We start from the raw sequence: 13361 nt of genomic DNA, 5'->3' as shown, positions 1-13361 counted from the left end.
CGTACGATCGGCACGCATGAGGCATGCCCGCGAGCCCCTGGCGCCGAGTCGCTATAATTTCGCCATGTCAGAATTTTCCGAAACGCCTGCCGGCGCCCCCGCCTCGGCCGCGCACCCCGACACGTCCGGCACCGCGCCCGCGCCGCGTCCGTTGCGCGCGATCCAGCCCCTGCCCGATCAACTGATCAGCCAGATCGCCGCCGGCGAAGTGGTCGAACGGCCGGCCTCGGTGGTCAAGGAACTGCTCGAAAATGCGCTCGACGCGGGCGCGCAAACGCTGCGCATCCTGCTCGACGAAGGCGGCGTCAAACGCATTTCGATTACCGATGACGGCTGCGGCATCCCCGAAAACGAACTCGCGCTCGCCCTGACGCGCCACGCGACCAGCAAGATCCGCTCGCTCGCCGAACTCGAAGCGGTCGCGACGCTCGGGTTCCGCGGCGAAGCGCTGGCGTCGATCGCATCGGTCGCGCAGATGAGCATCACGAGCCGCACGGCCGACGCGCCGCACGCGGTGCGCATCGACGCGGAAACCGGCGTGCTGAGTCCCGCGGCCGGCACGCAAGGCACGACGATCGAAGTCCGCGAGCTGTACTTCAACACGCCCGCGCGCCGCAAATTCCTGAAAAGCGAACAGACCGAACTCGGCCATTGCCTCGAACAGATTCGCCGCGCCGCGCTCGCGCGTCCCGACGTCGCGATTTCGGTGCTGCATAACGGCAAGGCCGTCGAGCACTGGAACGCGAGCGAGCCGCCCGTGCGCGTCGCGAAGATTCTCGGCGACACATTCGCGACCGCCCATCTGCCGCTCGACGAAGCCGCCGGTCCGCTTGCGATCTACGGCTGCGCCGGTCTGCCGACCGCGAGCCGCGGCCGCGCCGACCAGCAGTATTTCTTCGTCAACGGCCGCTTCGTGCGCGACAAGCTGCTCACCCACGCGGTGCGCGCCGCTTATGAAGACGTGCTGCACGGCGAGCGCTTTCCGTCCTACGTGCTGTTCCTCGATCTGCCGCCCGAAGGCGTCGACGTGAACGTGCATCCGTCGAAGATCGAAGTGCGTTTCCGCGATTCGCGCTCGATCCACCAGTTCGTGTTCCACGCGGTGCAGCGCGCGCTTGCGCGGCACGCGGGCGCGTCGCCGGAAACGACGGCGGGCGGACATGCGGCACACCTGGAGCCGACAGCGGGTGAGCCGGCTTCGTTTGGGGCGACGCCGTTGGGCGGTGCAAGTGGTGCAAGTAGCGCAGGCGGTGCCGGCAGCGCGGGCGGCGGCTTCGGCTCGGGTGCCGGTATGTCAGGCGGCGCTTCGGGAGCCGGTTTCGGCACCGGCGCCCGCACCGGCTCCGGCGGATTCGGCGGCTCGCAGCCCGGCAACACCTGGATGCGCCAGGCGCGCATGACGCAAGGCACGCTGCCGGTCGCGCAACCGCTCGCGGGCTACGACGCGCTGTTCGGCCGCAAGGACCCGCTTGCCGGGCGGGTCGAAGGGGCCTCGCTGTTCGAGGCGCGCGATTCGGCCGCCGAAACGACCGCGCCCTATGGCACAGCGGCGCCCGCCGCGCCGTTTTCCGCCGCACCGTTCGGCGCAAGCACGTTCGACGCCGCCGACGACCAGCCGCTCGGCTTCGCGCTCGGCCAGGTTCACGGCATCTATGTGCTCGCGCAGAATCGCCACGGGCTCGTGATCGTCGACATGCACGCCGCGCACGAACGCATCCTCTACGAGCAGTTCAAGAACGCGCTCGCCGATCGCGCAATTGCCGTGCAGCCGCTGCTGATCCCGCAGACGATGCAGGCCGACCCGGTCGAAATCGGCACGGTCGAGGAAGAGCGCGACACGCTCGACGCGCTCGGCTTCGACCTCGCGGTGCTCTCGCCAACCACGCTCGCGATCCGCGCGGTGCCCGCGCTGCTGAAAGACGCCGATCTGCAGGCGCTCGCGCGCGCGGTACTGTCCGACCTGCACGCGTTCGGTGGCTCGCGCGTGCTGACCGAGCGCCAGCACGAACTGCTCGGCACGCTCGCCTGCCATCACGCGGTACGCGCGAACCGGCGTCTGACGCTCGACGAAATGAACGCGCTGTTGCGCCAGATGGAAGCAACCGAACGCGCCGACCAATGCAACCACGGGCGGCCGACCTGGTATCAGCTGACGCTCGCCGATCTCGATCGGCTGTTCATGCGCGGGCAATAACGCGCTGCGTTGAATGAAACCGTTGCGACGCGCGCCCGCTTGCCCATGACGTCACACCCTGCTCCGATCCCCTGCCTGCTCGGCCCGACCGCGTCCGGCAAAACCGCCGCCGCGCTCGCGCTGGCCGCGCGGCGGCCGGTCGAGATCATCAGCGTCGATTCGGCGCTCGTCTATCGCGAGATGGACATCGGCACCGCCAAGCCGACCGCCGCAGAACGCGCGGCCACGCCGCATCATCTGATCGATATCGTCGATCCGGCCGACTCGTATTCGGCCGCGCAGTTTCGCGCCGACACGCTGCGGCTCGTCGGCGAGATTCATGCGCGCGGCCGGCTACCGCTGCTGGTCGGCGGCACGATGCTGTACTACAAGGCGCTCACGCAGGGGCTCAACGATTTGCCCGCCGCCGATGCCGACGTGCGCGCAGCACTCGACGCCGACGCCGCGCGCGACGGCTGGCCTGCGCTGCACGCGCGGCTCGCCGCGGTCGATCCGGTCACGGCCGCGCGCCTCGCGCCGAACGATTCGCAGCGCATCCAGCGCGCGCTCGAAGTGTTCATGCTGACCGGCCAGCCGATGGCGACGCTGCTTGCTGCGCCCGCGCGCGTCGACGCTGCCGCGTCGGCCTGGCGCTTCGTGCCGATCGCGCTGGAGCCCTCCGAGCGCGGCGTACTGCACCAGCGTATCGAGCAGCGCTTCGACGCGATGCTTGCGCACGGTTTCGTCGATGAAGTCGCGAAGCTGCGCGCGCGCGGCGATCTGCTGCCCGAGATGCCGTCGATGCGTTGTGTCGGCTATCGGCAGGTGTGGGAATACCTCGACGGCGCGGTCGATTACCCAACCATGCGCGACAAGGGAGTCTTCGCGACGCGTCAGCTATGCAAGCGCCAGCTTACGTGGCTGCGCAGCATGACGGAGCGAAATGTGGTGGATTGCTGCGATCCGCACGCAACGGCGCGGGTGGTGGAGTTGATCGAGGCACTGGCCTGAACAGCCGGGAGAGAAGGAAAACGCGAATCTGAAGAATCCGGAACCGGCTCTTCGAAGTTCAAACAAATAGTTCAAGCACATTCGAACCGACCTGAACAACCTTGAACCACCGCGGCCCGCGCGACGCCCTGAGGAAGCCGCGCGAACCGCTCAAACCTTAAACCCTTAGACCACCACCGTCTGCGCTTCGCCGGCCGCGCTTGCGCGAACCGTGCCGATCTTCCAGACCTGCTCGCCCGCCGCGGACAGCGAACCGATCGCCGCCTCGGCATCCGCCGCCGCCACGATCACCGCCATGCCGATACCGCAGTTGAACACACGGTGCATTTCCGCATCGGCGACACCGCCGTGCTTCTGCAGCCACGAGAACAGCGGCGGCAGCGGCCATGCGCGCTGATCGAGCTCGGCCGTCAGACCGTCGCGCAGCACGCGCGGAATGTTCTCGACGAGGCCGCCGCCCGTAATGTGCGCCATGCCCTTGACCTCGATCTGCTGCATCAGCGCGAGCAGCGGCTTCACGTAGATGCGCGTCGGCGCCATCAGCGCGTCGGCCAGCGTGCGGCCGTCGAACTCTGCGTTCAGATCGGGATTGGCGCGCTCGATGATCTTGCGCACCAGCGAGAAACCGTTCGAATGAATGCCGCTCGACGCGAGACCGAGCACCACGTCGCCCGGAGCGATCTTGCTGCCGTCGATGATCTTGCTCTTTTCCACCGCGCCGACCGCGAAACCGGCCAGGTCGTACTCGCCGTCCGGGTACATGCCGGGCATTTCCGCCGTTTCGCCGCCGATCAGCGCGCAGCCCGACAGTTCGCAACCGTGCGCGATGCCTTTGACGACGGTGGCCGCCGTGCCGACTTCGAGCTTGCCGCAGGCGAAGTAGTCGAGAAAGAACAGCGGCTCGGCGCCCTGCACGAGGATGTCGTTGACGCTCATCGCGACGAGGTCCTGACCGACCGTGTCGTGGCGGTTCAGCTGGAACGCGAGGCGCAGCTTGGTACCGACGCCGTCGGTGCCGGACACGAGCACCGGCTCCTTGTACTTCTTCGGCACTTCGAACAGCGCGCCGAATCCGCCGATGCCGCCCAGCACGCCGTCGCGCAGAGTCTTCCTGGCAAAGGGCTTGATGGCGTCGACGAGGGCGTCGCCCGCATCGATGTCCACGCCGGCGTCGCGATACGACAAACCTTGGGCCGAATCGGTTGAAGACGGGGTGGATTTCGGTTGATTCATGGGGAAGAGCTCGAAGGTCGGTAAAATGCGATTTTACCCGATGCCGGCCGCCTGGCTGGAATTCGCGCGTTCGACCCAGCCGGAAACGAGTTTGTCCTACGACACTCCGATTCCCGTGCCGCCACCACGCGCGATTCCATCCGCCGCGTTCGCGCGACGCGCGGCCCGGCAACCCGGCGAGCACGCCCTGCAACCACTGAGCGCTGATTGACCCGCTTGATTGATCGGCTTGCTTGACGCTTCAGGCCCCGAGGTTCGGGCCCGGTGCGGCCCGAGCCTTATTTTCGGCATTAATTCGGCATTAACCTACTGTGCTTCGTCAACTGACGCTCGATCTCGGCACCCCGCCGCCCTCGACATTCGACAATTTTTTCGCCGGCGCGAACGCCGAGCTGGTCACGCGTCTGCGCGAGCTCGACAACGCGCTCGCCGCCGGGCCGGTCGCCGATCGCACCTTCTACGTCTGGGGCGAAGCCGGCAGCGGCCGCACGCACCTGCTGCAGGCGCTCGTGCACGAAGCGCCGCCGGGCCATGCGCGCTTCGCCGGCCCGCAGAGCAGCCTCGCCGCGTTCGGCTTCGATCCGCGCGTCGCGCTCTATGCGATCGACGACTGCGATGCGCTGTCGGCCGCGCAGCAGATCGCCGTGTTCAACCTCTTCAACGAAGTACGCGCGCACCCGACCAGTGCGCTGGTCGCCGCGGGCAACGCGCCACCGATCGGCATGACCGTGCGCGAGGATCTGCGCACGCGGCTCGGCTGGGGTCTCGTGTTTCATCTCGCGCCGCTGCCCGACGACGCCAAGGCCGCGGTGCTCAAACGCGCGGCGCGCGAGCGCGGCATCATGCTCGCCGACGACGTGCCGGCCTACCTGCTCACGCATTTTCGCCGCGACATGCCGAGCCTGATGGCGCTGCTCGACGCGCTCGACCGCTTCTCGCTCGAACAGAAGCGCGCGGTCACGCTGCCGCTGTTGCGCACGATGCTCGCATCGCCCGGCGCGGACGAGCGGCGCGGCGGTTCCACGGGCTCCATTACCGGCCCGGCCGCAGGGGGGGCATCCGCTGCGCCAGCCTCATCCGCATCCGGCCCGGCCGCCGCGCACGAAGGCCCGGGCACCGGCGCGTCCCTGGCCGACCCGGCAGGTTCATACGCCGTCTCTCCCGCTTCAAGTAAAATAGGCCCCCATGGCTAACCTCGCACTCTTCGATCTCGACCACACGCTCATTCCCACCGACAGCGACCACGAATGGGGCCGCTTCATGGTGAAAAAAGGCATGGTCGACGCCGAAAATTTCGCCCGTGAAAACGACCGCTTCTACGCCGACTACAAAGCCGGCCAGCTCGACATTCACGCTTATCTGATCGCCATGCTGACGCCGCTCGCCAGGTACTCGCGCGCGCAGCTTGCCGACCTTCACGCGCAGTACATGCACGAGGTCATCACGCCGGCCATCCTGCCGGCCGCGCTCGAACTCGTGAAGCAGCACCGCGAAGCGGGCGACCTCTGCTGCGTTGTCACCGCCACCAACGAATTCATCACGCGGCCGATCGCCCAGGCATTCGGCGTCGACGCGCTGATCGCCTGCGAGGCGGAAACCGTCGGCGGCGATCCGCACGGCGCTTACACGGGCCGCCCGACCGGCACGCCGAGCTACAAGGAAGGCAAGATCGTGCGCACCGAAATGTGGCTCGCCTCGCTCGGCAAGAACTGGAGCGACTTCGAGCACAGCTATTTCTATAGCGATTCGCACAACGACATCCCGCTGCTCGAAAAAGTCACCGATCCCATCGCGACCAATCCGGACGACACGTTGCGCGCCCATGCGCAAGCCAAAGGCTGGCGCATCCTCGAACTCTTTCAACCCTCGTGATCAAGAAACTCATTCGCAAGCTCTTCGGCCAGGACGCGGCGACCGCTGACGACACGCTCTCCGCCGAAACCCACGCCGAGGCCGGCGACGCCAAAGGCAACGCATCGGCGCGCGGCAAGTCCGGCGCCGGCACGAGCGCTTCCGGCACGGCCGCGAAGCCGCGCCGCAAATCCGCCGCGGCCGCCGCCAAAGCGCCGCGCGAACCGGACGCGCCCGTCATCATTCCGCACGACGTGCACGGCATCGACCCCACGCTGATCTCGCGCAACGCGATCCGCGTCACCGAAGGTCTGCAACAGGCGGGCTACCGTGCGTTCATCGTCGGCGGTGCGGTGCGCGACCTGCTGCTCGGCGTGAAACCGAAAGACTTCGACGTCGCGACCGACGCGACGCCCGAACAGGTGCAGAAGCTGTTCCGCCGCGCTCGCATCATCGGCCGGCGCTTCCAGATCGTGCACGTGCAGTTCGGCCAGGAAATCATCGAGACCTCGACGTTCCGCGCGCTCGTCGATCCGCCCGCGGCCGACGCCGCGCCGCCGAAGCGCCTGAAGCGCGACGAGCTCGACCGCCGCACCCATGCGGTCGACGCGAGCGGCCGCGTGCTGCGCGACAACGTCTGGGGCGAGCAGCACGAAGACGCCACGCGCCGCGACTTCACGATCAACGCGATGTACTACGATCCGGCCACGCAAACCGTGCTGGACTACCACAACGGCATGGCCGACATCCGCGCACACCTGCTGCGCATGATCGGCGACCCGGCCACGCGCTATCGCGAAGACCCGGTGCGCATGCTGCGCGTCGTGCGTTTCGCCGCCAAGCTCGGCTTCGAGATCGACGACGCAACGCGCGCGCCGATCAAGAAGATGGCCGACCTCATCAACAACGTGCCCGCCGCGCGTCTGTTCGACGAGATGCTCAAGCTCATGCTGTCGGGTCACGCGCTCGCATGCCTGAAGCGGCTGCGCCAGGAAGGCCTGCATCACGGACTGCTGCCGCTGCTCGACGTCGTGCTCGAACAGCCGACCGGCGAGAAATTCATCTCGCTCGCGCTCTCCAGCACCGACGCGCGCGTGCTGGCCGGCAAGCCGGTCTCGCCGGGCTTCCTGTTCGCGACGCTGCTGTGGCACGACGTGCAGCAGCGCTGGCAGAAATTCGAGGCCGAAGGCGAGTACCCGGTGCCCGCGCTGCATCGCGCGATGGACGAAGTGCTCGACATGCAAACCGAGAAACTCGCGATCCACAAGCGCTTCTCGGCCGACATGCGCGAGATCTGGGGCCTGCAGCTGCGCCTCGAAAAACGTTCGGGCCGCAGCGCGCTGAAGCTGCTGGAACACCAAAGATTTAGAGCGGGGTATGATTTCCTCCTGTTGCGCTGCGCCTCGGGCGAACTCGACGAGTCGGCCGGCGCATGGTGGACGGAGTTCATCGAAGGAGACGCCGCCGCGCGCGAGACATTGCTCACGCAAGGCGGGAAGGACCGGAGCCCCAGAAAACGCCGGCGGCGCGGAGGCGCCAGAAACCGCAAATCAGGTGACGGAATGGAGGGCGGCACACCAGCCGAACGCACGGACAACGACGCGGGCCACGCAGGCTCGCACGAAGACTGACGCGGCGTTCGCGGAAGCCGTCGAACGATAGTTGCAGGAAGTTATGCCATGACGGTTGCTTATCTTGGTCTCGGCGCGAATCTCGGGGACGCGCGTCAGACCCTGAAAGACGCGGTGGTGTGCCTCGCACAACAGCACACCATCACCGTGCTCGCCAAATCGAGCCTGTATCGCACCGCCCCGATCGACGCGGGCGGCGACGACTATTTCAACTGCGTCGTGAAGCTCGAAACGACGCTCCCCGTGCGGCATCTGCTCGCGCTGTGCCACAAGATCGAGCATCACTTCGGCCGCGAGCGGCCGTTTCGCAACGCCCCGCGCACGCTCGACCTCGACATCCTGCTGTACGGCGATCAGTCGATCGACGAAGCCGATCTGATCGTGCCGCATCCGCGTCTCGTGGAGCGCGCATTCGCGCTCGTGCCGCTCGTCGAAATCGACGCGGCGATCATCATTCCGCAACATGGGCGCGCTAGCGCGCTGCTCGAACATGTCCGCGACCAGCGCATCGAAAAGATGAAGGGGCCGTGCCAGTGCCCGATGCTCAACGCGCTGAACGGCGACGGTTCCGCCGATAAGGGCCGCTGCGAATGAGTTCGCCGCCGCTCACGGTCACCGCGCCGCAACTACGTCCGCCGTTCGGCTATCTCGCGATCGAAGGGCCGATCGGCGTCGGCAAGACCTCGCTCGCGCGGCGCCTCGCGCAACGCTGGTCGATGCAGGAGCTGTTCGAGCGCCCGCACGAGAATCCGTTTCTGGAACGCTTCTATCGCGATACCGCGCGCTACGCGCTACCGGTGCAACTGCACTTCGCGCTGCAACGCGCGCAGCAGGCGCACGAAGTGAGCGCGGCGCAGGCCACCGGCACGCCGCTCGTCGCCGACTTTCTCACGCAGAAAAACGACATCTTCGCGCGTCTCACCTTGCAGGAAGACGAGTGGCAGCTATATCGCGCGCTCGCCGCCCGGCTCGACGTCAGCGCGCCCGCGCCGGACTTCGTCGTCTATCTGCAGGCGAGCCCCGAGGTGCTGTTCGCGCGCATCCAGAAGCGCGCGGTGCCGATGGAACTGCAGATTTCCGACGCCTATCTGCGCGCGCTCTGCGACGCATACAACGAGTTCTTCTACCACTACGACCACACGCCCGTGCTGACGGTCAACGCCGAGCACCTGAATCCACTCGACTCCGATGCGGACCTCGCGCTGCTCGCCGAACGCATCGAGACGATGCGCGGCCGCAAGGAATTCTTCGTCAAAGGCACCTCGCTCTAAGCGGGCTCGGCCATTTCTTTTTCCATTGGATTAACCATGACCTATTTGCAGGAAGCGAGCCGGAGCGCCATCACCGTGCCGAAACTGCAGGCAATGCGCGACGCCGGCGAAAAAATCGCGATGCTCACCTGCTACGACGCGAGTTTTTCCGCGCTGCTCGACCGCGCGGGCGTCGACGTGCTGCTGATCGGCGACTCGCTCGGCAACGTGCTGCAAGGCCAGACCACCACGCTGCCGGTGTCGCTTGCCGACATCGCGTATCACACGGCGAGCGTCGCACGCGCGCGGCCGTCGGCGCTGATCGTTGCCGACATGCCGTTCGGCACGTACGGCACGCCGGAAGACGCGTTCAGAAGCGCGGTCGAACTGATGCGCGCGGGCGCGCAGATGGTCAAGCTCGAAGGCGGCGAATGGCTCGCGGGCACGGTGCGTCATCTGGTCGAGCGTTCGGTTCCGGTGTGCGCGCACGTCGGGCTCACGCCGCAGTCGGTGCATGCGTTCGGCGGCTTCAAGGTGCAGGGCAAGACCGAAGCGGCGGCGAGCCAGTTGCTGCGCGATTCGCTCGCGGTACAGGAAGCCGGCGCGCAGCTGATCGTGATGGAAGCGATTCCGTCGCCACTCGCGAGCGAGGTCACGAAGCAGTTGCGCATTCCGACGATCGGCATCGGTGCGGGGCTCGACTGCTCGGGTCAGGTGCTCGTGCTGCACGACATGCTCGGGATTTTCCCCGGCAAGCGTCCGCGCTTCGTGAAGGATTTCATGCAGGGGCAGCCGAGCATTCAGGCGGCGGTCGAGACGTATGTGCGGGCGGTGAAAGAGGGAGCGTTTCCAAGCGCCGAGCACACGTTCTGATGCAGCGCTTCTGTTGAAATTTCTGTGTGCTTCGCCGCGGTACCGCGCGCTCGCGCGGTGCTCCGCTTCGCGCTCTAGCGAACGACCCGCGCCGGCACCGCGCCGCGCAATGCGTTGCAGACCAGCAGCGCCTCGGCATTCAGCACGTCGATCTGGGTCAGTACTCTTTCTCCGGCCTGCAGGCCCGCCGCCGCCTCGAGCAACACGCTCCGCATCACGCCTGGCAGCACGCCCGATTCGAGCGGCGGCGTCCACCATTGCCCCGCGAGCTTCACGAATACGTTCGAGCGGCCGCCTTCGGTCAGCTCACCGCGTTCGTTGAAGAACAGCGTATCGAATGCGCCCTTCGCTTCGGCTTCACGCCAGCCGCGGTCGTAGCCGGCGCGGCGGGTGGTCTTGTGGCGCCGCAGCGGATCGTTCGCCTGCGTCGGCGCGAACTGCTGTTCGGCGCCGAGCAGAACGCCGACGGTCGACTCCGTCAACGGCGTGAGCACCGCGGCCGTGATCTGCACCGTGCCGCTCTTGCTCAATGCGAGCCGCACGCGATGCGGCGTTTGTCCGGGCAGCGCCGCACACTGTGCGTCGATCTGCTCGCGAATGCCGGCTTCGTCGAAACCAAAGCCGAACGTCGCCGCACTCGACGACAGGCGCCGCAGATGGCGCGCCAGATGCCGCACGCCGTCTTCCCGCGTCGCGTACATCGTTTCGAAAAGTTCGAAGCCCGGCTCCGCGCCGGTCAGAAAACGTGCTTTCAATTGGCACTCCGCATGTTCGTCGGCGGCGACGCTGTCGAGAACGATACCCGCGCCGATGCCCATGCTGCCGCGGAAACAGGCGGCGTCGCCCGCTTGCGTTTGCGCGGATGGACTCAGCGTTAGCGTACGGATGGCGACCGAGAGACAGAAGTCGCCGCACAAGGACGTGTTCGCGGCCGCTGCCTCTGCATGGGTAACGGCCGCGTGTGTAACGGCACCCGACTGCGCGCTGTCAGCATTCGCAAAAGGCGCATCGAGCCAGCCGATCGCGCCCGTATACAACCCGCGCGGCGTGCTTTCGAGTTCGTCGATCAATTGCATCGTGCGATGCTTCGGCGCGCCGGTAATCGAGCCGCACGGAAACAGCGCGCGCAGGATCGTGGCAAACGACGTGCCGCCCGGCAACGTCGCGACCACCGTCGACGTCATCTGCCAGACCGACGCATACGGCTCGACCGAGAACAGCGCCGGCACCTTGACCGAACCGGTCTGGGCAACGCGCGACAGGTCGTTGCGCAACAGATCGACGATCATCACGTTCTCGGCGCGGTTTTTCGGATCGTTGGCGAGAAACTCGGCGGTCCACTGGTCGGCGGATGGATCGTGCGAGCGCGGCGCCGTGCCCTTCATCGGCCGCGCGCGCAACGTCGCGCCCTGCTTCTCGACGAACAGTTCCGGCGAGCACGACAACACCCAGCCGCCGCCCGGCAATGCGGCAAGCGCACCGAACGGCACCGGCTGGCGCGCGCGCAAGCGCCGATACAACGCCACCGGCGGCCCGAATACGTCGAAGCCGAGCCGGTACGTGTAGTTGACCTGATAGGAATCGCCCGCGCGCAGGGCGGCGTGAATCGCCTCGATCGCCGCGTTGAACTGCGTGGAATCGACACTCGCGCGCACGTTCGCCGTGCCCGCGACCGAAGGCTCGAGCGCGTCGTTGTCGCGCGCGATCAGCCATGCATCGACCTCTTCGCGCGAAAGCCTCGCACAGCGTTCGAACAATAAAAAACGCAGCGCGGCATTGCCACGCTGCGTTTCCGAAGACCGGCGCGCATCGAGACCCATGAGCGCGCGGCCGAATTCATAGTCGGCGAGCACGACGGCATGCAAACCGCTGCGCGCGTCCGCGACGACGCTTGCGCACACGGCGTCGAGCAGCACGGCATCCGCGCAGACCCGCTCATGCACAAAACCCGTGTACAGACGACTCGAACGGCGCGCCGCCGTTGCGCCGCAATCGTCGAGCAGCGCGAATACCGCGCCGCGCTCATCCGCCGTCATGCTTATCGCCGAATCGGACTGCGATTAATCGAAGAAACTCTTCACCCGATCAAACCAGCTCTTGCTCTGCGGGCTGTGCCGCGCCCCGCCTTCCACGAGCGCCTTCTCGAACTGCTTGAGCAGATCGCGCTGCGTGTCGGTGAGCTTGACCGGCGTTTCGACCTGCACGTGCACATACAGATCGCCGGCGATGCTCGAGCGCAAGCCCTTGATACCCTTGCCGCGCAGACGGAACGTCTTGCCCGACTGCGTGCCTTCCGGCACCGTGAAGCTCGCGCGGCCCGCGAGCGTCGGCACTTCGATCTCGCCGCCGAGCGCCGCCGTGGTGAACGGAATCGGCATCTGGCAATGCAGGTCGTCGCCGTCGCGCTCGAACACCGAATGCTGCTTGATGTGAATCTCGACGTACAGATCGCCCGACGGACCGCCGTTGATACCCGGCTCGCCATTGCCGGCCGAGCGGATGCGCATGCCGTCGTCGATACCGGCCGGAATCTTCACTTCCAGCGTCTTGGTTTCCTTCACCTTGCCTGCGCCGTGGCAGTGACCGCACGGATCGGGAATATACGTGCCGGTGCCGTGGCACTTCGGGCAGGTCTGCTGGATGCTGAAAAAGCCCTGCGACATGCGCACCGAGCCCGAGCCGCTACAGGTCGGGCAGGTTTCCGGCTTGGTGCCGGGCTTCGCGCCCGAACCGTGACAGACTTCGCACGAAACCCAGCTCGGCACGCGGATTTGCGTGTCGTAGCCATGCGCGGCCTGTTCGAGCGTGATTTCCATGCTGTAGCGCAGATCGGCGCCACGATAGACCTGCGGACCGGCACGGCCGCCGCCGCGTGCGGCGCCCCCGGCCGCCTGGCCGAAGATGTCGCCGAAAATATCGCCGAATGCATCGGCAAAACCGCCGAAGCCTTGGGCGCCGGCCCCACCCATGTTCGGATCGACGCCCGCGTGGCCGTACTGGTCGTACGCGGCACGCTTTTGCGAGTCCGACAGCATTTCATAGGCTTCCTTCACTTCCTTGAAATGCTCTTCCGCATCCTTGTTGCCCGGGTTGCGGTCGGGGTGGTGCTTCATCGCGAGCTTGCGATAAGCCTTCTTGATTTCGTCGTCGCTCGCGTTCTTTGCGACGCCCAGAACCTCGTAGTAATCCCGTTTCGCCATATCGGTTCAACGCCACCCGCGCAATGCGGCGCGGTAGCTCCTTTTGAATGCTGGAGTCTCACGACTCGTCCGGCCGTTGTTTTCACCCGCTTCGACGCGACTCAAAACAACGCCCTCCATAAAACAAATGTGCCCGGAG

General features: G+C 66.6%; 10 protein-coding genes and 1 pseudogene. 8 read left to right on the top strand and 3 right to left on the bottom strand.

Annotated elements, in window-relative coordinates:
• Nucleotides 1-64 precede the first annotated feature (64 nt).
• Nucleotides 65-2194, top strand: coding sequence for a DNA mismatch repair endonuclease MutL (gene mutL / locus G3N58_RS10095; protein WP_205999081.1), 2130 nt, complete (start codon nt 65-67; stop codon nt 2192-2194).
• Nucleotides 2195-2239: 45 nt separating this feature from the next.
• Nucleotides 2240-3184 (top strand): tRNA (adenosine(37)-N6)-dimethylallyltransferase MiaA, encoded by a 945-nt coding sequence (miaA, locus tag G3N58_RS10090; RefSeq protein WP_205999080.1) that lies wholly within the window; start codon nt 2240-2242, stop codon nt 3182-3184.
• A gap of 165 nt (nt 3185-3349) precedes the next feature.
• Here miaA and purM read toward each other — a convergent pair whose 3' ends face one another.
• Nucleotides 3350-4417, bottom strand: coding sequence for a phosphoribosylformylglycinamidine cyclo-ligase (gene purM, locus G3N58_RS10085; RefSeq protein WP_167036058.1), 1068 nt, complete (start codon nt 4415-4417; stop codon nt 3350-3352).
• A 311-nt stretch (nt 4418-4728) separates the two neighbouring features.
• On the opposite strand from purM, the pseudogene hda reads away from it, so the two are divergent.
• The 6 genes and pseudogenes from hda to panB all read left to right on the top strand — a co-directional run.
• A pseudogene (gene hda / locus G3N58_RS10080) lies at nt 4729-5412 on the top strand (DnaA regulatory inactivator Hda); the annotation flags it as partial.
• A gap of 190 nt (nt 5413-5602) precedes the next feature.
• The gene (locus G3N58_RS10075; protein WP_167036053.1) at nt 5603-6289 is read left to right on the top strand and encodes an HAD family hydrolase; all 687 of its coding nucleotides are present in this window, start codon (nt 5603-5605) and stop codon (nt 6287-6289) included.
• Nucleotides 6286-7899, top strand: coding sequence for a polynucleotide adenylyltransferase PcnB (gene pcnB, locus G3N58_RS10070; protein ID WP_205999078.1), 1614 nt, complete (start codon nt 6286-6288; stop codon nt 7897-7899). The genes G3N58_RS10075 and pcnB overlap by 4 nt, the downstream gene beginning before the upstream one ends.
• Before the next feature lie 48 nt (nt 7900-7947).
• The gene (folK, locus tag G3N58_RS10065) at nt 7948-8493 is read left to right on the top strand and encodes a 2-amino-4-hydroxy-6-hydroxymethyldihydropteridine diphosphokinase (RefSeq protein WP_205990821.1); all 546 of its coding nucleotides are present in this window, start codon (nt 7948-7950) and stop codon (nt 8491-8493) included.
• Nucleotides 8490-9170 carry a deoxynucleoside kinase gene (locus tag G3N58_RS10060; protein WP_205990820.1) on the top strand — a complete coding sequence of 227 codons (681 nt, stop codon included), beginning with the start codon at nt 8490-8492 and terminating at the stop codon, nt 9168-9170. Before folK ends, G3N58_RS10060 begins: the two co-directional genes overlap by 4 nt.
• 36 nt (nt 9171-9206) lie before the next feature.
• The gene (panB, locus tag G3N58_RS10055; RefSeq protein ID WP_167036041.1) at nt 9207-10022 is read left to right on the top strand and encodes a 3-methyl-2-oxobutanoate hydroxymethyltransferase; all 816 of its coding nucleotides are present in this window, start codon (nt 9207-9209) and stop codon (nt 10020-10022) included.
• A gap of 74 nt (nt 10023-10096) precedes the next feature.
• Here panB and G3N58_RS10050 read toward each other — a convergent pair whose 3' ends face one another.
• Nucleotides 10097-12058: a bifunctional anthranilate synthase component I family protein/class IV aminotransferase gene (locus G3N58_RS10050; protein ID WP_205999077.1), complete on the bottom strand. Its 1962-nt coding sequence runs from the start codon at nt 12056-12058 to the stop codon at nt 10097-10099.
• Nucleotides 12059-12082: 24 nt separating this feature from the next.
• Nucleotides 12083-13222 carry a molecular chaperone DnaJ gene (gene dnaJ / locus G3N58_RS10045; protein ID WP_167036035.1) on the bottom strand — a complete coding sequence of 380 codons (1140 nt, stop codon included), beginning with the start codon at nt 13220-13222 and terminating at the stop codon, nt 12083-12085.
• Between the last annotated feature and the right edge of the window lie 139 nt (nt 13223-13361).

The organism is Paraburkholderia sp. Ac-20342 (assembly GCF_017104985.1).
GTDB lineage: Bacteria > Pseudomonadota > Gammaproteobacteria > Burkholderiales > Burkholderiaceae > Paraburkholderia.
Note: the sequence above shows the minus strand (reverse complement) of the source record. Positions and strands in the feature narration are given on the sequence as shown.

Coding starts and splice junctions, on each gene's coding strand:
- miaA (WP_205999080.1), top strand. CDS start 2,240: ATGACGTCACACCCTGCTCCGATCCCCTGCCTGCTCGGCCCGACCGCG.
- dnaJ (WP_167036035.1), bottom strand. CDS start 13,222: ATGGCGAAACGGGATTACTACGAGGTTCTGGGCGTCGCAAAGAACGCG.
- folK (WP_205990821.1), top strand. CDS start 7,948: ATGACGGTTGCTTATCTTGGTCTCGGCGCGAATCTCGGGGACGCGCGT.
- G3N58_RS10050 (WP_205999077.1), bottom strand. CDS start 12,058: ATGACGGCGGATGAGCGCGGCGCGGTATTCGCGCTGCTCGACGATTGC.
- purM (WP_167036058.1), bottom strand. CDS start 4,417: ATGAATCAACCGAAATCCACCCCGTCTTCAACCGATTCGGCCCAAGGT.
- G3N58_RS10060 (WP_205990820.1), top strand. CDS start 8,490: ATGAGTTCGCCGCCGCTCACGGTCACCGCGCCGCAACTACGTCCGCCG.
- panB (WP_167036041.1), top strand. CDS start 9,207: ATGACCTATTTGCAGGAAGCGAGCCGGAGCGCCATCACCGTGCCGAAA.
- G3N58_RS10075 (WP_167036053.1), top strand. CDS start 5,603: ATGGCTAACCTCGCACTCTTCGATCTCGACCACACGCTCATTCCCACC.
- mutL (WP_205999081.1), top strand. CDS start 65: ATGTCAGAATTTTCCGAAACGCCTGCCGGCGCCCCCGCCTCGGCCGCG.